The 24,517-nt window shown below is 66.9% G+C and carries 23 protein-coding genes; 8 read left to right on the forward strand and 15 right to left on the reverse strand.

Annotated elements, in window-relative coordinates:
* Positions 1-709 precede the first annotated feature (709 nt).
* From ACIBK2_RS26360 to ACIBK2_RS26370, 3 genes are all read right to left on the reverse strand, one after another.
* A complete protein-coding gene (locus ACIBK2_RS26360) occupies positions 710-928 on the reverse strand; it encodes a hypothetical protein (RefSeq protein WP_396970739.1) in 219 nt (72 codons plus the stop codon).
* 192 nt (positions 929-1,120) lie between these two features.
* Positions 1,121-1,777, reverse strand: coding sequence for a cutinase family protein (locus ACIBK2_RS26365; protein ID WP_396970741.1), 657 nt, complete (start codon positions 1,775-1,777; stop codon positions 1,121-1,123).
* Positions 1,778-1,940: 163 nt separating this feature from the next.
* Positions 1,941-2,969, reverse strand: coding sequence for a zinc-binding alcohol dehydrogenase family protein (locus tag ACIBK2_RS26370; protein WP_396970838.1), 1,029 nt, complete (start codon positions 2,967-2,969; stop codon positions 1,941-1,943).
* 192 nt (positions 2,970-3,161) lie between these two features.
* Between ACIBK2_RS26370 and ACIBK2_RS26375 the strand changes: the two genes are divergently transcribed.
* Together ACIBK2_RS26375 and ACIBK2_RS26380 are read left to right on the forward strand one after the other, a co-directional pair.
* Complete coding sequence (locus ACIBK2_RS26375) at positions 3,162-3,800, forward strand: TetR/AcrR family transcriptional regulator (RefSeq protein ID WP_396970743.1); 639 nt, start codon at positions 3,162-3,164, stop codon at positions 3,798-3,800.
* Complete coding sequence (locus ACIBK2_RS26380) at positions 3,797-5,482, forward strand: FAD-binding dehydrogenase (RefSeq protein ID WP_396970744.1); 1,686 nt, start codon at positions 3,797-3,799, stop codon at positions 5,480-5,482. The genes ACIBK2_RS26375 and ACIBK2_RS26380 overlap by 4 nt, the downstream gene beginning before the upstream one ends.
* Here the strand turns inward: ACIBK2_RS26380 and ACIBK2_RS26385 are convergent.
* Positions 5,479-6,417 carry an expansin EXLX1 family cellulose-binding protein gene (locus tag ACIBK2_RS26385; RefSeq protein WP_396970745.1) on the reverse strand — a complete coding sequence of 313 codons (939 nt, stop codon included), beginning with the start codon at positions 6,415-6,417 and terminating at the stop codon, positions 5,479-5,481. The two genes, ACIBK2_RS26380 and ACIBK2_RS26385, sit on opposite strands and share 4 nt — an antisense overlap.
* Before the next feature lie 240 nt (positions 6,418-6,657).
* Positions 6,658-7,800: an acyl-CoA dehydrogenase family protein gene (locus ACIBK2_RS26390; RefSeq protein WP_396970746.1), complete on the reverse strand. Its 1,143-nt coding sequence runs from the start codon at positions 7,798-7,800 to the stop codon at positions 6,658-6,660.
* A 162-nt stretch (positions 7,801-7,962) separates the two neighbouring features.
* Here ACIBK2_RS26390 and hemC point away from each other — a divergent pair, with 162 nt between their 5' ends.
* On the forward strand, positions 7,963-8,892 hold the full coding sequence (hemC, locus tag ACIBK2_RS26395; RefSeq protein ID WP_396970747.1) for a hydroxymethylbilane synthase: 930 nt from the start codon (positions 7,963-7,965) through the stop codon (positions 8,890-8,892).
* A gap of 18 nt (positions 8,893-8,910) precedes the next feature.
* Here the strand turns inward: hemC and ACIBK2_RS26400 are convergent, their stop codons facing one another.
* Both ACIBK2_RS26400 and ACIBK2_RS26405 read right to left on the reverse strand, forming a co-directional pair.
* Positions 8,911-9,744, reverse strand: coding sequence for an IclR family transcriptional regulator (locus ACIBK2_RS26400; protein ID WP_396970749.1), 834 nt, complete (start codon positions 9,742-9,744; stop codon positions 8,911-8,913).
* 145 nt (positions 9,745-9,889) lie between these two features.
* The gene (locus ACIBK2_RS26405; RefSeq protein WP_396970750.1) at positions 9,890-10,147 is read right to left on the reverse strand and encodes a three-helix bundle dimerization domain-containing protein; all 258 of its coding nucleotides are present in this window, start codon (positions 10,145-10,147) and stop codon (positions 9,890-9,892) included.
* Positions 10,148-10,311: 164 nt separating this feature from the next.
* Here ACIBK2_RS26405 and ACIBK2_RS26410 point away from each other — a divergent pair, with 164 nt between their 5' ends.
* The 4 genes from ACIBK2_RS26410 to ACIBK2_RS26425 all read left to right on the forward strand — a co-directional run bounded on the left by ACIBK2_RS26410 (position 10,312) and on the right by ACIBK2_RS26425 (position 15,850).
* Entirely contained in the window at positions 10,312-10,794 is a 483-nt protein-coding gene (locus ACIBK2_RS26410) for a nuclear transport factor 2 family protein (protein ID WP_396970752.1), read from the forward strand.
* A 76-nt stretch (positions 10,795-10,870) separates the two neighbouring features.
* Positions 10,871-12,394, forward strand: a complete 1,524-nt coding sequence (locus ACIBK2_RS26415) for an LGFP repeat-containing protein (protein WP_396970754.1) — start codon at positions 10,871-10,873, stop codon at positions 12,392-12,394.
* Between the two features lie 84 nt (positions 12,395-12,478).
* Positions 12,479-14,740, forward strand: coding sequence for a hypothetical protein (locus ACIBK2_RS26420; protein ID WP_396970756.1), 2,262 nt, complete (start codon positions 12,479-12,481; stop codon positions 14,738-14,740).
* A 60-nt stretch (positions 14,741-14,800) separates the two neighbouring features.
* Positions 14,801-15,850, forward strand: coding sequence for an aminotransferase class V-fold PLP-dependent enzyme (locus ACIBK2_RS26425; protein WP_396970758.1), 1,050 nt, complete (start codon positions 14,801-14,803; stop codon positions 15,848-15,850).
* Between the two features lies 1 nt (position 15,851).
* Here the strand turns inward: ACIBK2_RS26425 and ACIBK2_RS26430 are convergent, their stop codons facing one another.
* Both ACIBK2_RS26430 and ACIBK2_RS26435 read right to left on the reverse strand, forming a co-directional pair.
* Positions 15,852-16,739: a fumarylacetoacetate hydrolase family protein gene (locus ACIBK2_RS26430; protein WP_396970760.1), complete on the reverse strand. Its 888-nt coding sequence runs from the start codon at positions 16,737-16,739 to the stop codon at positions 15,852-15,854.
* Positions 16,736-17,617 carry an amidohydrolase family protein gene (locus tag ACIBK2_RS26435; protein WP_396970761.1) on the reverse strand — a complete coding sequence of 294 codons (882 nt, stop codon included), beginning with the start codon at positions 17,615-17,617 and terminating at the stop codon, positions 16,736-16,738. Before ACIBK2_RS26435 ends, ACIBK2_RS26430 begins: the two co-directional genes overlap by 4 nt.
* 40 nt (positions 17,618-17,657) lie before the next feature.
* On the opposite strand from ACIBK2_RS26435, the gene ACIBK2_RS26440 reads away from it, so the two are divergent.
* Complete coding sequence (locus ACIBK2_RS26440) at positions 17,658-18,326, forward strand: FadR/GntR family transcriptional regulator (RefSeq protein WP_396970763.1); 669 nt, start codon at positions 17,658-17,660, stop codon at positions 18,324-18,326.
* An 11-nt stretch (positions 18,327-18,337) separates the two neighbouring features.
* Here the strand turns inward: ACIBK2_RS26440 and ACIBK2_RS26445 are convergent, their stop codons facing one another.
* From ACIBK2_RS26445 to ACIBK2_RS26470, 6 genes are read right to left on the reverse strand one after another with little or no spacing between them, the layout of a single operon-like run.
* The gene (locus ACIBK2_RS26445; RefSeq protein WP_396970765.1) at positions 18,338-19,252 is read right to left on the reverse strand and encodes an aldo/keto reductase; all 915 of its coding nucleotides are present in this window, start codon (positions 19,250-19,252) and stop codon (positions 18,338-18,340) included.
* A complete protein-coding gene (locus tag ACIBK2_RS26450) occupies positions 19,249-19,566 on the reverse strand; it encodes an L-rhamnose mutarotase (RefSeq protein ID WP_396970767.1) in 318 nt (105 codons plus the stop codon). Before ACIBK2_RS26450 ends, ACIBK2_RS26445 begins: the two co-directional genes overlap by 4 nt.
* Before the next feature lie 2 nt (positions 19,567-19,568).
* Positions 19,569-20,594 carry an ABC transporter permease gene (locus tag ACIBK2_RS26455; protein WP_396970769.1) on the reverse strand — a complete coding sequence of 342 codons (1,026 nt, stop codon included), beginning with the start codon at positions 20,592-20,594 and terminating at the stop codon, positions 19,569-19,571.
* A complete protein-coding gene (locus tag ACIBK2_RS26460) occupies positions 20,591-22,087 on the reverse strand; it encodes a sugar ABC transporter ATP-binding protein (RefSeq protein WP_396970770.1) in 1,497 nt (498 codons plus the stop codon). The genes ACIBK2_RS26455 and ACIBK2_RS26460 overlap by 4 nt, the downstream gene beginning before the upstream one ends.
* The gene (locus ACIBK2_RS26465) at positions 22,084-23,181 is read right to left on the reverse strand and encodes a sugar ABC transporter substrate-binding protein (RefSeq protein ID WP_396970772.1); all 1,098 of its coding nucleotides are present in this window, start codon (positions 23,179-23,181) and stop codon (positions 22,084-22,086) included. The genes ACIBK2_RS26460 and ACIBK2_RS26465 overlap by 4 nt, the downstream gene beginning before the upstream one ends.
* On the reverse strand, positions 23,178-24,515 hold the full coding sequence (locus tag ACIBK2_RS26470; RefSeq protein ID WP_396970774.1) for an enolase C-terminal domain-like protein: 1,338 nt from the start codon (positions 24,513-24,515) through the stop codon (positions 23,178-23,180). Before ACIBK2_RS26470 ends, ACIBK2_RS26465 begins: the two co-directional genes overlap by 4 nt.
* Positions 24,516-24,517: the final 2 nt, after the last annotated feature.

The following is a 24,517-nucleotide window of genomic DNA, read 5'->3' on the forward strand; positions in this document are numbered from 1 at the left end:
CAGAGCCTGCATACCCTTCACAGGGGCTCAGCTCCCTCAGCTCCCTGTGGAAGGTAATGGCGCTCCGTGGGATCACCCGGCGGGGGCGGACGGATCGAAGTAGACGATGGTCGGGCAATCGCATGATCCGACGGTCGTCGCCGCGCATGAACTGTACAGCCGCGCACGATATTGCTGGCAATCTCGCGCGCGGCAGCACAACTCGTGCGCGGGCAAAGCTTGCTCGCCGTTGGCGGCGTGGATCTGCACCGGGACTCGGGATCTGCACTGGCTTTAGGGCCCTAAAGCCAGTGCGGATACCGAGTGAGGGTGCAGCTGTTGGCGACTGGTGCGCTGGGGGGAATCAGCCAGCGATTTCGTGCGTGGTCGGGCAGACCGTGTGCGTCGCCAGCTCCCTTCCGCTGTGAGCGCCTGGTGTAGGCGCGAATGCTGAGAAACGTTGCAGCGGCGGGAGGGTAGTTGCGCGTGCGCCGCGCGTCGGTTGGTGCGCTGCGCGCGAATCGGCTGGCAATCTTGGGCGCGGCGCGGCGCGGCGCGGCGCGGCGCGGCGAGACGGGACGGGCGCGGCGAGACGGGACGGACGCGGCGAGACGGGACGGACGCGGCAAGACGGAACGGGACGGGCGCGGCGGGACGGGCGCGGCGCGGGGCTTGATGTGGTGGGGCGCGGTGCATTGCGCTAATTGTGCGCGATCGGGTGGGCGATCAATCAGATTCGGGCGCGGTTCGTTGGCATGATATCGGGATAGCGGTAGTGGATTCGGGCGATGCAGTGGCGGACCGTGTGCAGCTCGGCGTGTAGTTCGCGGAGGCGCTGCGCTTGGAAAGTCCTTTCGGCGGTATTGATGGCACGTGCGAGGGTGCGTGCGTGTGCGGCGAGCAAGTCCAGAAATACCCGGGCTTGTGCGATGTCGGGATCATCGGACATTTGCTGTTCCTATCACGCATGCCGGACCCGCACCACTCGAACTGTCCGCGTTCCACGGGATTTCGCCGCAGCGTATCCGAATCGAAAAGGACAGCGGGCGTTTCAGAGAATTTGCTGTGCAGGCGCACAATTGGCGCCCGCACAACCGACAGCGGGGTCCGACGAGATGTCGGACCCCGCTGCGCAGGAGACTTACACCCGGCTCGCGACCAGCTGCGCCGCAGGCCACATGGCCCAGGCGTAGTTGGAGTGCTGGGTCGGATCGCCGCCGCCGGTGCAGACCGGATCACCGGCCGTGCAGTAGTTTCCGGTGCGCCACGCGTACAGGTCCGGCACGTTCGAGCCGGTCAGCCGCAGCGGATCACCGAACAACAGCACTGCGGCGACCCGTGATTCGAGGTCGACCGGCAGCGAGCTGATGCCACCCATCGCCGTCACCAGGCCGGTACCGAGCACACCGTGCGTGACCACCGCGCCCTGCGAGTAGCCGACCAGGACGAACCGCTGGTCCGGACAGGCCGCGGCCTGCCACAGCACGTGCGCGGTCATGTCCTGGGTGCCTCGGCTGATCGACGCCGGATCCAGCAGGTCCGCAGGGTAATTGACCCGGTAGGCGACCGAACTCACCGGCAGCGTGCGCAGCAGGGTGTCGTAGAGCGGGTCACCGGCCACCGCACCGAGGTACCCGGGTTCCTGGGTGCCCCTGGCGACTACGACGTCGACGGCCGCGCAGGGCGAGGCCAGCGCGGGCAATCCCGTCGTCGCTCCGAATCCCGCGACGAGCAGTAGCACAACGAATGCTTGCACCACCCGCCACTTCTCGAAATGAATTACCTTCCGGTTTGCCATCGTGATCACCCACTCACGCCGTTGTGAGAAGCCGAATGACACTTGTCAGAGACAAGTGCCACTCGGCTATATCTGCGAAGGTAAGAACGGCGAAGCGAGCCGTCAAGGAAAACGACCCGAACGATGCGTACTCAGCGCCGAATCGTGTCCTGCTGTACCTTTTCTATGGCACGAGAACCGCTGCGCCGGTGAAACGTCCGTGCGCGAGGTCGGCGAGAGCCTCATTTGCCATCCCTAGGGAGTACCCACGGGTGGTCACTTCTATGCGATGTTCGCCTGCGAGGGTGAGAAATTCGCGCGCGTCGGTGCGGGTGTTCGCGGTGACCGAGCGAATTTCCCGCTCCTGGAACAGATGCCGCTGGTAATTCAGGGCCGGGATGTCGCTGAGGTGGATGCCGGCGATCGCGAGGATGCCGCCGCGATCGAGCGCCTCGAGCGCGGGCGGCACCAGGGTGCCGACGGGCGCGAACAAGATCGCCGAATCCAGTTGCACCGGAGGCGGATCCGCGGCACCCTGCACCGAGTTGGCGCCGAGCTCGCGCGCCAGCTCCTGCGCGGCCGGGTCGCGGGTCATCACGTGCAGCTCCGCGCCGCGGGCCAGCGCGACCTGCGCGGCGATATGTGCACTGCCGCCGAAGCCGTAAAGACCGAGACGTCCACCCGGCGGCAGCTCGGCTCGTTGCAGCGCGCGGTAACCGATGATGCCCGCGCACAGCAGCGGCGCCAGCTCGGTATCGGCGTAACCCTCCGGTAGCCGCAGCGCGTAAGTCGCTGGCACAGTGGCGAATTCGGCGTAACCGCCGTCCGCGTCCCAGCCGGTGTATTCCGAACGCGGGCAGAGGTTTTCGGCACCGCGCAGGCAGTACTTGCAGGCACCGCAGGTGTGCCGCAACCAAGCGATGCCGACACGGTCACCCACGGCGAAGGCCTCGGTGAACCGCGACTCCTCCGCCGCCGAACCAACGGCCGAACCGACGGCAACGACCTCCCCGACCACCTCATGTCCGGGCACCACCCCTACCCGATGCACCGGTAAGTCCCCCTCGGCGACGTGCAGATCCGTGCGGCACACCCCACACGCCAGCACGCGCACGAGTAGCTCGTCGGCCGCGGGTTCCGGAACCGGCTCACGCACCAGGTCCAACGGCACCGCGTCGATCGGCCCGGGGCGGCGCACCCGCCAGCCGCTCATCGATGCGGTCCCGGCAACCTCGTTCATACCGATCTCCCCTCGTGGTCAGGATGCACGGTCGTATCGAGCTGCGCCCACCCTACTCGTCCGATTTCGCCACGTCACAGCTCCGCTTCTGATACATTTATGTATTGAATACATTTCTGTATCCATTTGACCGGCGCTCGCCGGTCGCGCCAGAGGAGGTGCCCGTTGGCGTCGTCCACCGAAGCCAAGACCTCGGCGACCCGGGTCACCCGCCGCCGCGCCGAGACCAGGGATCGATTGCTCACCGCGGCCTACGAGGCGTTCGCCGAGGAGGGCTTCGGCAAGGCCACCGTGGAACGAGTCTGCGAGCGGGCCGGATTCACCCGCGGCGCCTTCTACTCCAATTTCGCCTCGCTCGACGAGCTGTTCCTGGCCATGTGGGAACAGCGCTCGGCCGCCATGCTCGACGGCGTGCAGCGGATGCTCGACGAGATCCCGGTCGGCACCGAAGACGTGCGCACCTCGATAGAACGCCTGGAGCGCGCGGTCCCGGTCGACGAAGGCTGGTATCGGATCACCGCGGAGTTCACCACACACGCCTTGCGCAATCCCGAACTGCGCAGGGTGATGGCCGCACGCGAAGAGGCCATCGTGAACGCCTTGATGCCGACCATCGTCGCCGGGCTGGCCAAGATCGGCCGCACTGTGCCCGATCCGGAGGCGCTCGGCCAGGCGCTCGTCGCCGTGCACGACGGCACCAGCGTGCAGGTGCTCATGGAACCGCGCAGCCGCGTCGTGCGGCGCAGACGTACCGACCTCATCTACCACGTCGTGCTGGCCTACAGCACCGAACTCGAAGGATGAACATGTCCGATTCCGCATTCGCCACCCAGGCAGACGTCATCGTCGTCGGCGCCGGGCTGGCCGGCCTGGTCGCGACCCACGAACTGGTCAAGGCGGGCCGCAAGGTGCTCGTGCTCGACCAGGAGAATCGCAACAACCTCGGCGGGCAAGCGTTTTGGTCGCTCGGCGGGCTGTTCATGGTGGATACCCCGGAGCAGCGGCGCCTCGGCATCAAGGACTCCTATGACCTGGCGCTGCAGGATTGGCTCGGCTCCGCCGGTTTCGACCGCGACGACGAGGATCGGTGGGGCCGGCAGTGGGCACAGGCGTACGTGCGGTTCGCGACCGACGAGAAGCGCGAGTATCTGCACGAACTCGGGCTGCGGGTGACGCCGCTGATCAGCTGGGCCGAGCGCGGCGGCGGTTTCGCCGACGGGCACGGCAATTCGGTGCCGCGCTTCCACCTCACCTGGGGCACTGGGCCCGAGGTGGTGCGGGTGTTCGCCGAGCCGGTGCTCGAAGGTGAGCGGAAAGGCTTGGTCGGCTTCAGTTTCCGGCATCGGGTCGACGAGCTGATCGTCGAGGACGGCGCCGTGGTCGGGGTACGTGGCAGCGTGCTGGAGGAGACGGATCTCGAGCGCGGTAAGGCGTCGTCGCGAAACATTTTCGGCGAGTTCGAGTTCCGGGCCAAGGCGGTGATCGTCACCTCCGGTGGCATCGGGCACAACCACGAGTTGATCCGGCGCAACTGGCCCACCGAGCGGCTCGGCAAATGCCCGGAGACGATGATCTCCGGCGTACCGGCGCACGTGGACGGGCGGATGCTCGGCATCACCGAATCGGCGGGCGGCGCCATCGTCAACCGGGATCGCATGTGGCACTACACCGAGGGCATCAACAACTGGGACTCGATCTGGCCCGACCACGGCATCCGAATCATCCCCGGGCCGTCCTCGCTCTGGTTCGACGCGAACGGAAAGCGTTTGCCCGCACCGTGTTTCCCCGGTTTCGACACCATGTCCACGATGAAGGAGATCCTGGCCACCGGCTACGACTACTCCTGGTTCGTGCTCACCCAGTCGATCATCGAGAAGGAATTCGCGCTGTCGGGTTCGGAGCAGAATCCCGACATCACCGGCAAGGACCTCAAATTCACCCTCAAGAGCCGACTCGCCAAGGGCGCGCCCGGTCCGGTGGAGGCGTTCAAGCAGCACGGCGTCGACTTCGTGGTCGCGGACAACCTGCGTGAGCTGGTGGCCGGGATGAACAAGATCGCGCGGGGCCCGCAGCTCGACTACGACGCACTCGAACAGCAAATCGTCGCCAGGGACCGGGAGGTGGCGAACAAGTACTCCAAGGACAGCCAACTGATGGCGATCACCAACGCGCGCCAGTTCCTCGGCGACAAGGTGAGCCGGGTCGCCAAGCCGCACCGCATCCTCGACCCGAAGGCAGGCCCGCTCATCGCGGTGCGGTTGAACATCCTCACCCGAAAGACGTTGGGCGGCTTGCAGACCAACCTCGACTCGCAGGTGATGCGCCCGGACGGCACCGAGTTCCCCGGCCTCTACGCGGCGGGCGAGGTGGCCGGGTTCGGCGGTGGCGGCGTGCACGGCTACAACGCGCTGGAAGGCACCTTCCTCGGCGGCTGCATCTTCTCCGGGCGCGCCGCGGGCAAGGCACTCGCCGCGAAACTGCGTTAGGGCTTGCAGCTCGCGGACGGTTGCTGCGAGGCGGCGGCCAGCGAGGTCGGCGGCGGAATCAGCTGCGGCTGAGTGGTTTCGGAAGGGACGGGCGGCGGCGTCTCGGCATAGAGCCGAGTGCCGGTCGCGCGGGTACCCGGCTGCAGGGTGATACCGAGAATCACCGCCTGGTCGCCGTGCACGTCGGTGACGCGCGCGTCGAACGGTCCATTCCCGGCGCGGGAGATGGACCAGTAGTTGTCCATGCCCCGGGTGAGGCTCTGCCACGCGCCGCCGGTGTTCGGCCGAATAGCGACCTCCCGCAACGGGTTCCCCGATCCACTGAACAGGATCGCGAACCAGGCGCTGCTGGAGTCCGGCTTCACCTGATAGAACAGCTCCGGCGGCGGCTCCGGATTGCGTACCACGCTGTAGCGGACCTTCGCCACGCCGTCGGACAGATCGGCGAGCTGGGTGAAGGCCGCGACGCTCAAATCCAGTTGTCCCGGAGCACATGCCGGGCAACGGTCCACGATGAGCGCCCGCACGTCACCGCGCGGCCCCTGGATGTCGAGGTACGCGCCGCACGGATCGGCCTTGCCGAACTCCGGCGTCGACATCCCTACATAGAAGCCGTCCATCGGTAGCCCCGGGAACGAGCAGGAAACTCCCGGGCTGAACGCATAGAAGCGCGCCTCGCCCGAGACGACGGGTTGTGGTTCCGCCGCAGGAGCCGCAGTGGGCTCAATGCTGCTGGTAGCCAATGGCGTTCGCGAGGTCGGCGACTGGACCAGCACATTCGAGGTCGCCGACTGGGCCAGCGCGTTCGGCGTATCGCAGTGCAGCGGCTCCGGGCGGGTCAGCCATACGGCCACGCCCGCGATGGCGACCAAGCCGATCGCGGACCACAGCCACCCCGAGCGGAAGTGTCGTTGGTTGATCGGTATCCGGTGCATCGCTCCCCGACTAACGGCTCACCTGATCACGGACTGTCGCTCCTGACGTCCATAGGAAAGCAGCCGAACGGTCGTCGCATGTCGGGAACGAAAATTCTACGCAGTGAAAGACTCACGCTTCAGCAAGCATGGGGCAAATGCCCAGCACACTACTGGACACTCCTGCGGCCCACCGGAAAAACAACGGTCGGCCGAGCCAGGTCGCCACGCGAAACCCCATGTCACGAGGGCCGACTCGTGCTATGCGAAGCCGTCCATCAGCGAGAGCACGCGCAGCATGACCTCGTCCGCGCCGCCGCCGATGCTCAGCAGCCGACTGTCCCGATACGCGCGGGAAGTCCAGGTCTCCTCCATATAACCCGTGCCGCCGTGGATCTGCAGGCACCAGTCCGCCACCTGACGGGACAGCCTGCCCGCCTCGAGCTTGGCGATCGTGGCCATCCGGGTCACGTCACCACCGTCGGTGTAGGACTGAGCGGTGGCCTCGGTATAGACGCGCAGCAGGTCCACTTTGGCGGCGAGCTCGGCGTAGGTGTACTGCAGGTATTGGTTCGCGGTCAGCGGCTGGCCGAACACCTTTCGCTGCTTGGCGTAGTCACGCGTCAGCTCCAACTGCAAGGCGCAGCTGATCGGCGCACTGTAGGCGGCGAACATCCGCTCCATCACGAACTGCGACATCTGCTGCTGGAAGCCGCGGCCGATCTCGCCGATGGTGTTGCGCACCGGAACTCGCACGTCCTCGAAGGTCAGCAGGCCGGTGTCGGAGGCGCGCATGCCCAGCTTGTCGAGCTTGCGGTCCACTCGGAAGCCGGGCACGTCGGTGGGCACGATGATCTGGCTCATCCCGCGATACCCGCCCTCCGGCGAGGTGCGCACCAGCGTGCACAACCAGTCCGCCTGAACGGCATTGGTGATGAACACCTTCGACCCGTTGATCACCCAGTCGTCGCCGTCCCGGCGCGCGCTGGTCCGGATCCCCGCCACGTCCGAACCGGCCTCCGGCTCGGTAACCGCTACGCCACAGACTGTTTCGCCGCGCATGGCGGGCGCGAGATACTCCTGCTTGAGTTCCTCGCTGCCGTGCGCGTGCAGCGACGGCGTCGCCATCGCGACGTGCACGCCGAGCGCCATCGGAAACGACCCGTGCGCGACGCGACCCAGTTCCTGGCACAGCACCACGGTGAACAGATGGTCGGCGCCCTGCCCCGAATAGGCCGGGTCGTACTCCAGCCCGAGGATGCCGAGCTTGGCCATGTCCGCGAAGATCTCGTGCAGCGGCATCATTTCGGCCCGCTCCCACTCGTCCACGTGCGGATTGATCTTCTGCTCGACGTAACGCCGGACCATCGCCCGGAACTCCTGATGTTCGTCGCTGTACATCACGCGATGCTCCTACTCCGAGTGCCGTCGCCCTATTGTCACCGCGCCAGTACGGCCGCGCCGCACCATTTCCGATTTCTCGCACCGGAAATCGCATGCGATTCTCGGTGCCGCAAATCAGAGGTGGTGCGGCTTGCCGGGGCGGGCTGGAGTAACGTGCGCGGCATGTCGCGTTCGCGCATTATTCGGATCGCCACTCGATCCAGCCCCATGGCGTTGGCCCAGGCGGAGCAGGTTGCCGCACTGCTCGCCGCGCAGGGGATGGACAGTGAGCTGGTCAAGGTCACCACCGCGGGTGATCGCTGGATGGGTGATCTGGCCAAGCTCGGTGGCAAGGGCGCCTTCGTCAAGGAGATCGACCACGCGCTGCTGGTGGACGAGGCCGATCTCGCGGTGCACTGTCTCAAGGACATCCCCGGCGATATTCCGGTGCCGGAGGGGTTGGCGTTCGCCGGATATCTGCCGCGCGACGACGTGCACGACGCGATCATCACCGGTAACGGCGCCCCGCTGGCCGACCAGCCCGAGGGCACCGTCGTCGGCACCAGCTCGGTGCGCCGGGCCGCGCAGCTGCGCCTGCACTACCCGCACCTGACGGTCAAGCCGTTGCGCGGCAACGTCAATACCCGGCTGGCGCGCCTCGAAGAGGGCCACATCGACGTGCTGATCGCGGCCGTCTCCGGCCTGCACCGCGTCGACCAGGCCCATCGGATCACCGAAACGCTGGACCTGGACACCATGTGCCCGCCCATCGGCGCTGGCATCATCACGCTGGCATGCCGGGCCGGCGACACCGAACTGCTGGAGCTGTCCGCGCGTCTCGACGACCCGGACACGCATCGCCAGGCCGATGCCGAGCGCGCAATGCTGCACGCGCTGCAAGGGCACTGCAACTCCCCCATCGCGGGTTACGCGACCACCGACCGCACCGGCCGACTCACCCTGCACGGCAAGGTATTCAGTCTGGACGGTGCCAAGTGGCTGGACTCCCATCATTGGGGTGTCCCGGAAGACCCGCAGGCGCTCGGCTTCTTCGTCGGCGCGGATCTGCTCCGCCAAGGCGCGCGGGCCATCATCGACGCGATCCCGCACTGAGCGGGTAACCGCCGCGGCTCAGCGCCAGCGGGCGTGGCGCGGGAAGAGGGATCGACCGGCCTCGTGCGCGACCTCGACCAGCACGCGGGCCAGCCGCGCGGTATCCAAAGCCGCTCGCTCGCTGCCGATTTGACCGGACAACGACAGTGCGGCCACCGCGGCACCGCGACCGCGAATAGGAACGGCGACGCAGGCAATGCCCGCCACCGATTCCTCGTTGTCCACCGCGACGCCCTGCCGCTGCCGGATCCTGGCGAGCTCGCGGTGCAATTCGGCTCTGTCGCAAATGGTTCGGGCGGTCAGCTGCGGCAGGTGATCACGGAACGACGTCTCGACGATGCTCGGCTCGAGCGACGCGAGCAGCGCCTTGCCGAGTGCCGTACAGTGCGCGGGCATTCGGCCGCCGAGCCGGGTCGGCACCGTGGCGGCGAACCGGCCGCCCGCCTTGTCGAGATAGAGCACCTCGCGACCGTCGAGCACGCCGAGGTGTCCGACCATGCCGGTGCGTTGACAGAGATCGTGCAGCAGCGGGCTGACCACATCGCGAATCTCGTTGTGGTCGGCGGCAAGTCCGCCGAGCTCGAGGGTGCGCATGCCCAGTCGATAGCCGCCAGGTGCGTGCGCGAGCCAGCGTAGTCGGATCATCTGGTCGAGGATGCGATGCACCGTGGAACGTGGCAGGCCGGTGCGTTCGGACAATCCGAGTAGGGTGAGCGTCGGTGTCGCGCCGTCGAAAGCGTCCAGTATCAACGTCATTCGTTCGATCATGGACACCGGTGGCTGCGGCGGCCGAGCGGACACCGGTCCCGATAACTCGCCGGATTCGGGAGAGGTTACCGCCTCGACCGTCATAGCTCACCTCCACTGTGGTGCTCGCCTAGAGCTTAGATCACGTTTGTGTCACCCATCACAGTGCCTCGGCGCGCACGAAGTGGAATCCCGGAAACTACGGAGACCACTACGGATCTTCTCGGTAGCCGGGAGCGAAGCTTGACAGCTATGCCGTGCTGTCGTGCTGGCCGACCAAGGCGTACAACCACTCTCGGGTGTAGCGCTCGGCGAGCAGCGGGAGGAAGTTGTCGATGGTGGCGTGGTCGGCGACGTGGTCGTAGGCCGAGCGGAGGAACTGTTCGATGGCGTCGTCGCCGATGAGGCCGTCGAACTCTTCCTCCAGACGGGTCGCCGCGGCGTGCAGCGCGACCGCTTGATCGAGCGACGGATCGTGCGGGTTGGGCGAGGTAACAGGGCTCTTCAAGGCAAACTCCCGATCGTGACGAGACTTTCGGTGCGGTGAGCGCATGCGCTGGCTTCGGCATGCCTCATCGAGTCGAGTACCCATCGGTCGACGCGGGACACCTCCGGGCCGCGAAAGTAGAACAGGTTATTGTCTGGCACGCGGTGGCGTGCCAGGCTGAGCAGATGGATCTCGCCGCCATCGAAGCCGTCCGTCAACTCAAGTACCGATACTTTCGGACGCTCGACCTAAAACGGTGGGACGAGTTCGCCGACACCCTCGCCGTCGACGCCGTGGGCCGCTACGGCACCCACGCACTCGGCGAACCGCTCAACCTGGACGGTCGCGCGGCCATCACCGCGTTCATGCGGGAGAACCTCGGCCGGTCGGTGGTCACGGTGCATATCGCGAGCCATCCCGAGATCGCCGTCGACGGCGAGACGGCCACTGGCTCATGGGGTTTCGAGGACACCGTCATCGCCACCGAATACGGCGTGCTGATCCGCGGTGCCGGGTACTACTCCGACACCTACCGCCTCGACGCCGACGGCAGCTGGCGCATCACCTCGACCACTTACCAACGGATCTACGAATCGATGCAGTCGCTCGCCGACACGCCCAGCCATCAATTGCTGTCGAATATGTGGGCGACACCGACGCCGAAATAGGGCAATCCGCGCATACTGACTAGTTCGGGTTCGTGGCGGGTCGTCGTCGGCCATCGCCTCAGCAGGAGGACCGGCTATGTCAGGCAGCGAATTCGACGGCTTGATCGAGGACTACTGGCGCGAAACCGGTGCCGAATTCGGTCCCTACGGCCGCCCGACCGGTCCGGTGTACGACATCGTCGATCCGGTGGGGCGGCGGCAGTCCTATGAGCGCGGCTCCATCGCGTGGTCGCGCGATCAGCGGGCCATCCTCGGCGCGGCCCGGCTGTGGGATGTCGCGGTGTTCGAGTGGAAGATCGTCGACACCTTCCATTACGACTACTTCCGCTATGAGGTCAGCCACGACGGCCTGGAGGGGCCGCACATCAACCTGCAGATCGTCCGGCCGACCCAGGGGCGAGTGTGGGTGCGGCTGCAGGGTTTCGGCTCGTATCTGTTCCGGGTGAAGGGCTGCGACGGCCCGACCGTGTTTTCCGGAGAGCGCAGCCTGCAGGGCTGGACCGCGCTCGTCGGCGTCGCCGTCGGTGTCACGGCGGGCGAGGCGCCGAGCGAGCACCCGCCGGTGACCGGATTGATCGCCGAGCGTTGGCATCTGTTCGGTGCCTGGGACGGACCGCTCGGCCTGCCGGTGGCCGCCGAGGAAGTCGGTGGCGGTAACTATCACGTCCAGCGGTTCGAACGCGGCACCATTGCCGCTTACCCCGATCTCGGGCCGGAGATGGCCATCCTCGCGTATCAGCGTGGTCCGTTCATCGTGACGCACTGGGGCCATATTCCGAACGTCAATCCTTATCCGGTGGGCAGTGTCGACCTGTCCCTGTTCGAGGCGATCTGCCTCGACTCCGGTTCGGCGGAGCCCGAGTTCAAGGCTCCGGCGCTGTATCCGGACGCGCTCTGGTTCGATTGGGCCCACGATGCGGCCAGTTCGAGCCATATGCGGTTCTATCCGAAGCACCCGGACGGCCAGTACCTGATTCGGGTCACCGACCCGGAAGGCCGGAAGTTCGGCCTGCAGTTGACCTTTCACGCGATCCCGGTGCAGGACGCGATGCCCGCGCTCGACGGCAGTCCCGAGCACGGGTACGCCGGCCAGTCCGGACGCACGGAAGCGTTGGCGCGGCGCTTCATTCGGGATCGCCCGGTCGAGCTGTTCCGGCAGAACAACGGCGAGGACATCACCGCGGTGTTGACCGCGCATCTGCACGCGGCCGGGCAGGACAGCGACTTCCGGTGTGCCCCAGGCGAATGGCCGAGCCGTCTCATCGTGGCGGTCACCCTGCACGACATCCCGCTCGGCCAGGTTGGCACTGATCGCGACTACGACATGACCCTCAAGGGCCTGATGCCGATCGCCTTTCGCTACCCGGCGCTGGTCACCGACAGTCAACGTGATCATCTGTTCCGGGAGTTGGTGCCCCCGGCCATCAGGGGACCGCACGACCCCGACATCGAAACAGTGTCCTACGGCGTATTTCTCGGCCCGGAAACCGAAAACCACCTGTTGATGATCGAGTCGACCCGGTATCTGACCAACCAATACCTGTTCCAGCGCACCGGGGACGCCCGGTACGACAATCTGGCCAACGGCATGTTCGACTAGCTGTTCAGCTATCTGCACGACCGCGCCTGTCACGACTTCATCGAGTTCAATTCCCGTACCTACCAACGACAGTCGACGCATGCGGTGCTGAACCTCTACGAGTTCGCCACCGACCACACCATGACCGTCGGCGCGCGCATCGTGCTCGACTATCTCGCCGTGAAGTTCGCGGTCTCCAGCAACCGAAAGCGGCAAGTCGGGCCGTTCCGGCGGCGCAAGGAACACTCCGATCTCGATGACCTCTACGACATTCACGGCCATCCGCACACCGGGTTCTGGCAGATGTATGCCGGTCCGTCGGCGCCGGACGGCACGCCGTATCCGGGATTCCCCAACGAGTGGGCGATCGAGGGACTGATCGTCGGCACGTCGACCTACCGTCCGCCCGCCGCGGCGTATGTCCTCGCGATGACCACGTATCCGGCTGTGCAGCACCGTTTCTTCCAAGGTCCGCGGCCCACCGCGCCGCATGGCGAAGAGACCGATCCCGGTGTGGAGACGTACTTCAAGTCGCGGTCGTTCCTGCTGACCGCGGGTGGGATGTTCCTCAACAGCGGGTCGAGCTCCGATTCCGATGTCGAACTGTTCACCGGCACCAACGGCACCGCCATCGCCCAGGCCACCACGCTGATGCCGACTCGCGCCGATGTGCTGTTCCACGAACTGATCCGGTTCGATCCGTGGCCGGACTCGCGCAATGCGGTGAACACCGCCGTCGAGCACGGCTTCGCCTGCGGCGTCAACCTCCGCATTCCCGATAAGTGGCTGCAATTGACGCTCACGCCGGCCCAGGGCCCGTGGTACTTCATGAATTTCAACACCGACATGCCGGACTACGGGAAGCTAGGCTTCTATGTCGCGGCCTACCGGACGTCCTCGGGTGCGGGCACGATGGACAACCTCGGCCTGATCTACGCCACCGAGGCCACGACAGATTTCACCGAGTGGACCCGGAAGATCCTCGAGCGCAACACCTTTCCCGATCCTCTTGCGGTAGAAGGACAATACGTCTTCGTCGCGCCCAACGACGAAAGCTTCACCTTCAGGTTCTTCACCGAAATCAAGTACCGGCCTTACATCACGCCGTTCACCGTCGACCACACGCAGACCACACTGGACGTTTTCACTGGGCTGCCGCTGGTCCAGGGTCCCTACCTCAGGTCCGACATGCATACCGGCTACCTGGAGATCAGCTATCCGGACTGCGACGCGCCGTTGCGACTCGACTTCCGAAACCCCATCCACGCCAAGCGAACCGGCACTCCCGCCTGCGCGTCGTGGTACCAGAACCTCACACGGGCCTATCTCCAGCGGGCCCTGAAGCTGTTCCACGACTCGAATTACCGTGCGGCGCACGCGCTCACGATGGAGAACGTCGACCACTTCCGGCGAGCACGCCTCGACGACCACACGATCAGCAGCGACGCCCTCCGCGCCGGCGCGGGCCAATGGCACGCGACCGCGCAAGCCGCGCATCCCCACGACATCCCCGTGCAGCTCGCGGCCGCCCACAATGCCTGGCCGATCTATCAATTCCTGGCGACCGAGGACAACCCGACCGAACAGCAACGCGCCGACCTGGCGGCCACCATCGCCGATCTCAGCGGCTACCTCGCCTTCGGCTCCCCCACCGCCACCGACGCGGCCGCCGCCACCGCCCTCAGCCGCGACCTCTTCGCGCAGCTGCCCGGCGATCATCGCCTCGATATCGCCGGCTCCTGGACCGGAGAAAGTCAATACCACCACGAGGTGTCCTTCCATCCGAACTGCCCCGATCCCGCCGCCGAACAACTCAGCCAACGCAATGCCGCCGCACAGGCCCTCGCGATCCTGGCGCCGATGGCCGAGGCCCTGCCCGATCCCGCATTCACCGATGCCGACCTCGAACGCATGGCGACCACGCTGGTCCGGCTCATCGGACTCACCTGGGGCGCAACCGAAGTCAGTGCCGCCGATCGCGCCGGCGCCCTGGCGCGCACCGTCTACGCCAACCTGCACGACCACGATCACCGCATCGATATCGCCGAGATCTGGTATGCCCTTGCCCTGCGGCACCACGAAACCTCGTTCGTCGCAGGCTGTCCGGACGTCGACGGTGAACGACGCCGCCAACGCGCGGCCGCGGCCGCATCGGCATCCATCCTCATCCCGATGGCACAGCATCTGCCCGACCCATCGCTCAGCAACGACGACTTGGCACGTATCGCCTCGATATTCGACCGGCTCCTCGTCGTACTGACCTTCGGAGCGCCCGTCCCGCCGGACGCCGACGCGCTGGAGAACGAGCGGATCGCCGAGACCGCGGCGACGCTGCGCGACCAGATCCGGGCGCTGATGCCGACATAACGGTCCACTTTCGGGGTGCTGGCGCTGGACTGGTCCGCGACGGCGGCGGATGCTCCTACCATGTCCTCCCTTGCGCCCAACGAGTTCTCATCCGAAGTCAGCTACCTCAACACCGCCTCGTATGGGCTGCCGTCCGCGCGCTCACTGACCGCGATCCGTGACATGAACGCGCAATGGGCAGCGGGCCGCGGCGGTCCCTCGACGAACGATCATCTGGTGCCCCGCCTGCGGGAGTCGTACGCGCGGCTGCTGGCGGGTGCCACCGCGGACGACATCGCGTTCGGCAGCACTGTCGCCCAGTTGATCGGCCCGGTCGCCGTCGCGCTGCCGCCGGGCGCCGAGGTGCTGGTCGCCGAGGGGGAATTCGCCTCGGTCAGCATGCCTTTCCTGCACCGCGGCGACCTGGTGGTGCGCGTGGTGCCGCTGGAGCGGCTGGCCGAGGAGGTGCGGCCGGAGACCGCGCTGGTCGCGGTGAGCGTGGTGCAGTCGGCGGACGGGCGGATGACGGATCTGCCGACGCTGCGCGCGGCCACTCGGTCGCACGGCGCCCGGCTGCTGGTGGATGCCACGCAGGCGGCGAGCTGGCTGCCGCTGAGCCTGGCCGACGCGGACTACTGGGTGTGCGCGACGTTCAAGTGGTTGATCGGCGCGCGCAGCGTCGCCTTCTTCGCCGCGGCACCCGAGGCGATCGAGACGATCCGGCCGGTCGCGCCCGGTTGGTACGCGGCCGCGGATCCGTGGGCCGAGATGTACAGCCCGGCGAAGCTGCCGAGCACCGCCCGTCGCTTCGATTCGACCCCCGACTGGTTCGGTGTGGTCGCGGCGAGCGCGGGGATCTCGCTGATCGAGGAGTTGACGGTCGAGAAGATCAACGCGCACAACCTCGAGCTGGCCGATCGTTTCCGCGCCGGACTGACCGAGCTCGGCCTCACCTGGGTGCCGAGCCGCTCGCCTATCGTCACGGTCCCCGGTGCGGGTGATGCGGCAACACGCCTGGAGCAGGCCGATGTCGTCACCTCGGCGCGAAACGGTGGGCTGCGCTTCTCGTTCCACCTGTACAACGTTGCCGAAGACGTGGACCGGGCGCTGGAAGTCCTTGCCGCCGAATAGCTCACGCCTCGACCGAGGCCGGTGGCGATGATTCGCGCGCCCGCATGGCGTTGCGGCATCGCTGCCGCGCCCGGCCGATCCCCTCGATCTCGACCTCCACCACGTCACCGTCACGCAGGTACGGGAAACGACCGGAAAGGGCGACGCCCGCCGGGGTTCCGGTGTTGATGATGTCGCCCGGTTCGAGCACCGCGTACTGGGACAGATGCCAGACGAGGTAGCCGACGTCGAAGATGAGGTCGGCGGTGCTGGAGTCCTGGCGGGCTTCGCCGTTCACGAAGGAACGCAAGCGCAGGTTGCCCGGGTCGAGCTGGTCGCGTGGGACGAGGGCGGGACCGAGCGGGTTGAAGGTCTCGCAGCACTTGCCTTTCGACCACTGCCCGCCCGATTGTTCGAGTTGGAAGGCGCGTTCGGAGACGTCGTTCGAGATGGTGTATCCGGCAATGTGATTCATCGCCTCGTCGACGGAGTCCAGGTAGCGGGCGCGGCGGCCGATCACCACCGCGAGTTCTACTTCCCAATCGGTCTTTTCGGAGCCGCGCGGGATGAGCACGTCGTCGTACGGGCCGACCACGGTGTTCGGGGTCTTGAAGAAGACGACGGGGGTCTGCGGCGGTGCCGAACCCGACTCTGCGGCGTGCGCGGCGTAGTTCATGCCGACGCACCACACCGCTTGCGGGCGGGCGATCGGGGCACCGACGCGCTCGCCCGCGATATCGACGCGGGGCAGTCGGTCCGCCGCCAGCGCTGCGCCGACGGCTTCGATGCCGTCCGCGGCGAGGAAGTCACCGTCGATGTCCGCGGTGAGCGAGCTCAGATCGTAGGCGTATTCGCCGTCGACAGCGATCGGCCGCTCGGCACCTGTTTCGCCGATGCGCTGCAATTTCATTCGGGTTCTCCTTCGGTCATCCAGGTCGGGGCGAGCGGCAGTTGGTAAGTGCGCCAAGCGACTTCGGTCAGTATCTGCACGCGGTCGGCGGGCGTCAGATGGGCCAGCGTCGCCAGAGTGGTCTGCCAGACGGTCCGATACGACGCGGCGGTGAGCGTGAAAGGCCAGTCGCCGCCGACCATCAGGCGCTCCGGCCCGAAGCAGGCCACCGCGTGATCGACGTAGGGCTGCCAGCGTCGGGCGGTGATCTCGGCGCCGGATACCGTGGCCAGGCCGGAGATCTTGGCGACCACGTTCGGCTGGGTGGCGGCCTCGGCGAGCAGGTCGGCCCACGGTTGCCAGTCGCCGGTCGCGATCGGCGGCTTGCCCAGGTGGTCCAGGACGATGGTCAGGTCGGGGTGGTCGCGGGCGATCAGTGGGATCTGTGCGAGCAGGTCCGGTCGCTCGGCCACCGCGTCGAAGACCAAGCCCGCCTCGGCGAGCTGCGCGAGGCCATCCGAAACCTCGGGGCGCAGTAGCCATTTCGGATCCGGGTCGCGGTGGATCATGTGCCGGACGCCGACGAACTCGGGATGCGCACGCAGCCCGGGCAGTTCGGCGGCGACGAGCTCGGGCCGATGCAGCGGCAGCCAGCCGACCACGGCGGTCGGGTGCGGCGAGGCCGTCGCGGCGGCCAGCAACGCGCGATTTTCGGCGAGCGAATCGGCGGCCTGGACCAAGACGATCGCGCCGACACCATGCTCGGTCAACTCTGGCTGCACATCCGCCAGGGTGTAATTTCGATACAACACATCCGATGTTTCGGTGAGCCAGTCGTACTCGACGCCGAATGTTCCGCCGTCCACCCGCCAAATATGGACATGAGAGTCTACAGTCATCGGAGGCATAGCTTCACATCCTCGAGGGCGAAGGAAACAGGTGTCGGTTACCGACGACGCGATTGCGAAGATCAAGGCGATGATCATCTCGGGCGATCTGGAGCCCGGCGCCCGGCTGCCCCGCGAAGCGGACCTCGCCGCGGAGCTCGGCGTCTCGCGCAACTCGCTGCGCGAAGCGGTCCGGGCGCTGTCGCTGGTCCGGATCCTGGACGTGCGGCAGGGCGACGGCACCTATGTGGCCAGCCTGGAGCCGAAGTCGCTGCTCGACGCGATGAGCTTTCTGCTCGAATTCCACCAGGACAACTCGGTATTGGACGTGCTCGGCATCCGGCGCATCCTCGAGCCCGCCGCCACCGCCCTGGCCGCGCAGTCGATGACGGAGGAGGGGATCGCGCACCTGCGCACCCTCGTCGTGCCGGAGACCACCTCGGTGACCGAGCTGGTCGCGCTGGATCTCGAGTTCCACGCCGCCATCGCCGCCGCCTCTGGCAACAAAGTGCTTGCCTCCCTGTTGGATTCGCTGTCGCTGCCGACGACGCGGGCCCGGATCTGGCGCGGCATGACCGAGGAGCGGGCGTTCGAGCGCACCGTCGCCGAGCATCGCGGCATCTGTGACGCGATCGCCGCCCGCGACCCGGAACTGGCGCAGGCCCGCGCCCTCGCCCACGTGGCGGGCGTGATGGAGTGGTTGCGCCGCGCGGCAGGCTGAGTCGCGGCGGGTCATGCGCATCGGTCCAGGGCGCGCCAGAGGTCTTCTGGGACAACGGTGTTCAGCATTGCGATGGTGTCCTCGACTTCGGTCTTGGTGCCCGCGCCGATGACGGTGGCGGCGACCGCTGGGTTCCGGCGTGGGAACTGTAGGGCGGCCGCACGCAGCGGGACGTCGTATTTCGCGCAGAGTCGGTCCATCGTCTGTGCGCGTTCGATGATGTGGCGCTGGGCGGGCCGGTAGTCGAAGGTGGCTCTGCGCAACGGGTCAGCCAGGATTCCGCTGTTCAGGACACCGGCGACGAGAACTCGAACGCCGCGGTGCGCGCATTCTGGGAGTAGCTCGGCTTCCGCTCGCCGGTCGAGCAATGTGTATCTGCCTGCGATCATTACATGATCGATAGTGGTTTCCCGCATGAAGCGCAGTGCTACGTCCACGTCGTTGACGCCGACTCCGATGCCGGAGACCGTGCCGGCGTCGCGCATCCGGACCAGTTCGGGGATCGCCTCGGCCAGTGTTTGATCCTGATGGTTGTCCGGGTCGTGGATCAGTAGCTGGTCGACCCGGTCCAGGCCGAGTCGTTCCAGTGAGTCTTCCAATGATCGCCGTATGCCTGCCGCCGAATAGTCCCGCCGCCGTGAGCGTTTCGGTGCTCCATAGAAGTCATCGACACCATCGAGGGCCGATGGATCGTCATAGAGCAGCCGTCCCACCTTCGTCGATATCGTGTACTCCGCCCGCGATCGCAGGAACCGGCCGAGACGTTCTTCGCTGCTGCCCGCACCGTAATGCGGGGCGGTGTCGAAGGCGCGAATTCCCGCGTCCCAGGCCGCCGCGATGCCCGCCTGGGCATCCTTCTCGTCGACCGCGCGAAACAGGCCCGCGTATCCCGCTCCGCCGAGGACGATGTCGGCTACGTCATTCACCCGCCTAGCTCCCACACGACTGGCAGCGCCGCATCAGTCCCGACTTCCGAGTAGTCGTGCGACGCTTCGAGATACTCGTTGATCCGCAGCTGCCAGGCAATGTTGACGGGCAGCTCCGCCAACCGGCTCAGTAGCAGATCGTAAGCGGCACAGTCGATCACATGGAACAGATCGGTGCCGCTGCGCCAGATAGTCCAGGACGTGGCTCCGGCATCTTTGATGGCGGCGACAAGCTCGGCAGGCACCGCACGGTGCGCCGCCTCATACTCCGCCGCGGCACCCGGTTTCAGCTTGGTGTGCAACGCGATTCGCACGCTCACTCCTGCCGTCGTCCGCTGGCGATGCGGGTGATCACCAGGGCGACCAGGATCAGCGCGCCGTTGATGAACTTCAGCGAGTCGGCGCTCACCCCGCCGTAGGACAGCAGCTTCTGGATCAGCGTGAGGATCAGCACGCCGAAGAACGCGCCGAGCACCGAGCCGCGCCCGCCGTTGAGCGCGACTCCGCCGATCACGCAGGCGGCGAACACCTGGAAGATCATCCCATCGCCCTGGCTCACCTGCACGCTGGCGAACTGCCCCGAGTAGATGAGTCCGCCGATCGCGGCGAGCCCGCCCGCGACGACCAGCACGGCGATGACGACGTTGTCGGTGCGGATGCCCGCGGCCCGCGCGGCGGCCTCGTTGCCGCCGACGGCATAGAGTGCCCGCCCGGCCGTCGTATAGGTGAGCACGAGATAGCCGACGAGGAACAGCGCCAGGCAGACCGCCACGTCGACCGGAACACCCAATATCCGGGTGTTGCCGAGCCATTCGACCGACGGCGGAATCTTGGTGAGCGTGAAGCCTTCGGTGAGGAAGGTGAGCAGGCCGCGCAGGGCGATGAGCATCGCGAGGGTGACGATGAAGCCGTTCAGCCCGAACCGCACGATCAGCACGCCGTTCAGCGCGCCGACGGCGAGCCCGACGAGTAGCGCGATCGGGATGGCCATCCACGGCGAGGTCCAGGTGTAGGCGCCCACCTTGGCGGTGCCCATGGTCGCCCAGATGGCGACGCCGGGGGCGAGCCCGAAGGTCGACTCGAGCGACAGGTCCATCCGGCCCACGACCAGCACCAGCACCTCGGCCAGCACGATGAGCGCGATGCCGCTCATCGAGGTCAGCACGTTGGTGAGGTTGGTCGACGACACGAAGTTGGTGTTGATGAAGTAGCCGACCACCAGCACCAGCAGGATCGGCGGCACCAGCAGGAAGTCGCGCAGCGCGCCCCAGCGCAGCGCCGGCCGCCGGGTCGCGGTGGACGCGCGGGCGGCGGATTCGCGCCCGGTGGCGATCGGGGTCATGACAGTCCTTCCATCGCGGCGACGAGTTCCTTGTCGCCCCAGCCCTGCTCGAATTCCGCGGCGATCCGGCCCTGCACCATCACCAGGACGCGGTCGCAGTCGCGCAGATCGTCGAGTTCGTCCGACACCACCAGCACGGCGGTGCCCCGGTCCGCGGCGTCGCGCACGACACCGCGCAGCGTCTCCTTCGACCGGACGTCGACGCCCGCCGTCGGCGTGATCAGCACCAGCACCGCGGGCTCGGTGGCCAGCGCACGGGCGAACACCACCTTCTGCTGATTGCCGCCGGACAGTTCGGCGACGCTCTGGTCGGGCCCTTCGGTCTTGATCCCGAGATCGTCGATTGCCTTGCCCGCCACTGTGTTCCGGGCGCGGCGGGACAGGAGTCCGAAGCGCCCCAGTCGGCGCGGCACCGTCAGGGTGGCGTTGTCGGCGACGCTCATCTCCGGAATCAGGCCCTCCTCGTGCCGATCCCGTGGCACGAATCCGATACCCGCGTCGAGCGCGGCCCGAACCCCGCCGTGGCGTAGCCGACTGCCGGATACGAGGATGGAACCCGTTGCCGCCTTGTGCAATCCGACGATGGTCTCGGCGACCTCGATCCGGCCGCTGCTGCCACCGCCCGCGAGGCCGACGATCTCCCCCGGCCGCACCTCGAACCCGACCTCCTCGAATTCGTCTGCCCGCGAGAGGCCTTCGACCCGCAGCGTGGGTGCCGCCGCGGTATCGGGATCGCTCCGTGCGACCGGCGTCTCGAGTTCGACCGAGTCACCGGTCATCGCGGCGATGAGTTCCTTCTTGCCGAGTTCGGCGACCGGCGCGGTCAGCACGTACCTGGCGTCCCGGAAAACGGTGATGTCCTGGCAGATTTCGTAGGTCTCGTCGAGGTGATGGGAGATGAACAGGAAGGTGACGCCCTGCGTCTGCAGGTCCCGAATCCTGCTGAACAACCGCTTGATCGCGGGTCCGTCGAGTTGCGCGGTCGGCTCGTCCAAGATGATGAAACGCGCACCGTGCGAGAGCGAGCGGGCGATCTCGACCAGCTGACGATGTTCCACGGACAGATCGCGGGCCACGGTGTCGACGTCGACGGGCACCGACCAGGTGTCGAGCAGTTCGCGGGCGCGCCCGCGCAGCTTGCGCCAGTTGATGATTCGGCCGCCTAAGCCCTGGCTGTTGACGAACAGATTCTCCGCTACCGACAGGTCCGGAATGATTGTCGACTTCTGATACACGCACGCCACCCGGGATCGCCATGCGTCCCGGTCGGCGGGCGACGGCGCTGGGAGACCGTTGAATCGCACCTCCCCCTCATCGGGAGTCGCGAGTCCGGTCAAGATCGACACCAGCGTCGACTTCCCGGCGCCGTTGCGCCCGACCAGCGCGTGGGTCCGCCCCACTTCCACCCGCAGTCCGACCCGATCCAGCGCAATCACGTTGCGGCCGAATCGTTTCGACACGTCGATCGCCTCCGCGATCGGTTCGCCGGTCATCCGCCGTGACCCCACAGCCCGGGCGCGGTGGTGTTCAGGGTGTCGAGTTCGCCGACCTTGCCGCCCGTTCGGGTGACGATCGGGGCGGGCAGCTGGTCTTCGAGCGTGCCGCCGACGCCGGTGTCGATGATCGTCGACCCGTGATCGGTGGGACCCGGGGTGAACTTGCGGCCGTCGATGGCAGACTTGGCATAGAACGCCGCGTACTGCGCGTACAGGTCAGCGGGCTGGGAGATGGTCGCGTCGATCTCGCCCGCTTCGATGGCGTCCAGTTCGGCCTTGATGCCGTCGTTCGACACGATCGTGATGTGGCCCGGCTCACCGGCTTTCACCAGTTTGTTGCTGCGCCGCAGCAGAGCCATCGTCGACTGCAGGAACACGCCACCCGCCTGCATGTAGATGCCGTTGATGTCGGGGTCGGTCAGCAATTTGTCCTGCAGGCCCGAGACTGCGCGATCGCCCTTCCAGTCGGTCGGGATCTCGATCACCTTGATGCCGGGGTACCGCGTTTTCATGCAGTCCGCGAACGCCTCCGACCGATCGCGGCCGTTGATCGAACTCAGGTCACCTTGGAATTCGACGACTTTGCCTGCGCCCTTGAGGGTTTCGCCGAGATAGAGGCACGACTTGGTACCGTAGGCGCGGTTGTCCGCGCGCACAACCATGTACACGCCGCCGCTGTCAGGGCGGGTGTCGACGCTGACCACCGGCACGTTCTTCGCGGCCGCCGCGGTGAGCGCGGGCTTCACGGCGGCAGTGTCCTGCGGTGCCATGATGATCGCCTTGACGTTCTTGGACAGCAGGGTGTCGACGTTCGACTTGAGCCGGTTGGCGTCGTTGTCGGAGGACGTGTTCTCCAGCTTCACGCCCGCGGCAGCGGCTTTCGGGCCTAGATAGCCCGCGTAGGCACTCCAGAAGTCGGAATCCGAGCGGGGCTGGTCCGCGCCGACGAGGACACCGTTGTCCGCGCCGACGCCGACGGTGACGGCCGGGGCGCTGCCCCCGGTGCCGGTGGACTCCCGGGTACACGCGGCGCCCGAGGCGATGACCAGTGTGGCGCCGAGGGCTACGCCGATGATGCTGGCGGTTTTCATGAGTTCTCCTGCGGTTGGGTCGAGCGGGCCTGCGGATCCGCGCGCCACGCGGCTCCGGTCGGATAGGCGTAGTCGCGGAGCGAGTCGGGCAGCATCTCGGCGCTGAAACCGGGCTCGCGCGGGGCAAGGTAGCGGCCGTGGACCACGCGCACCGGATGCCGGAAATGCTCGTGCAGATGGTCGACATATTCGATCGCGCGGTCGTGCGTGGTCCCGGTGATCGCCACGTAGTCGATCATCGCCAGATGCTGGACCAGTTCACACAGGCCTACACCGCCCGCGTGCGGCACCACCGGGACGCCGAACTTGGCCGCCAGCAACAGGATTGCCAGATTCTCGTTGACGCCGGCGACCCTGGCCGCGTCGATCTGCAGGAGGTCGACCGAACCGGCCTGCAGCAGTTGCTTGAACAGGATCCGGTTCTGGCCGTGCTCGCCGGTCGAGATGCGCACCGGCGCGACCCGGCGGCGGATCTCGGCGTGACCGAGGATGTCGTCCGGGCTGGTCGGTTCCTCGACCCAGGCCGGATTCGCCTGCGCCAGCCGGGAAATCCAGTCCACGGCAGTGTCGACGTCCCAGCGTTGGTTGGCGTCGACGGCCAGCCCGATATCGGGTCCGATCGCCTCCCTGGCGACCTTGACCCGGCGCACGTCCTCTTCCACATCGCGGCCGACCTTGATCTTGATGGTGTCGAATCCGTCGGCCACCGCCTGGCGGGCCAGCCGGGCCAGCTTGTCGTCGGAGTAGCCGAGCCAGCCCGGCGAGGTCGTGTACGCCGGGTAGCCGGTGTCGAGGAGGCGGGCCGTGCGCTCGCGTCGGCCCGGTTCGGCGCGGCGCAGGATCTCCAATGCCTCATCGGGTGTCATGGCGTCGGTGAGGTAGCGGAAGTCGATCAGGTCGACGATCTGTTCCGGCGACATCTCGGATACCAACTGCCACACCGGTTTTCCGGCGAGCTTCGCGGCGAGGTCCCAGGCGGCATTGAGCACCGCGCCCACCGCCATCTGCATGACGCCCTTCTCCGGTCCGAGCCAACGCAATTGGGAATCGGCGGCGAGGTCGCGGGCGAATCCTCCGAGGTTCCCAGCGATTTCGGCCACCGAGCGGCCGACGACCAAATGCGCGAGCGACTGGATGGCCACACGCTGCACATCGTTGCCGCGGCCGATGGTGAACGCGAAGCCGTGACCTTCCGGCCCGGCCGGGTCGTCGGTCCGAAGGATCACGTAGGCCGCCGAATAGTCGGGGTCGGGGTTCATCGCGTCCGAGCCGTCCAGCTCGCGCGACGTCGGGAACCGGACGTCTACTGTGTCCAGCGCCGTGAGGTGCGCCATGG

The sequence above is a fragment of the Nocardia sp. NPDC050175 genome, assembly GCF_044459885.1.
Classification (GTDB): domain Bacteria; phylum Actinomycetota; class Actinomycetes; order Mycobacteriales; family Mycobacteriaceae; genus Nocardia.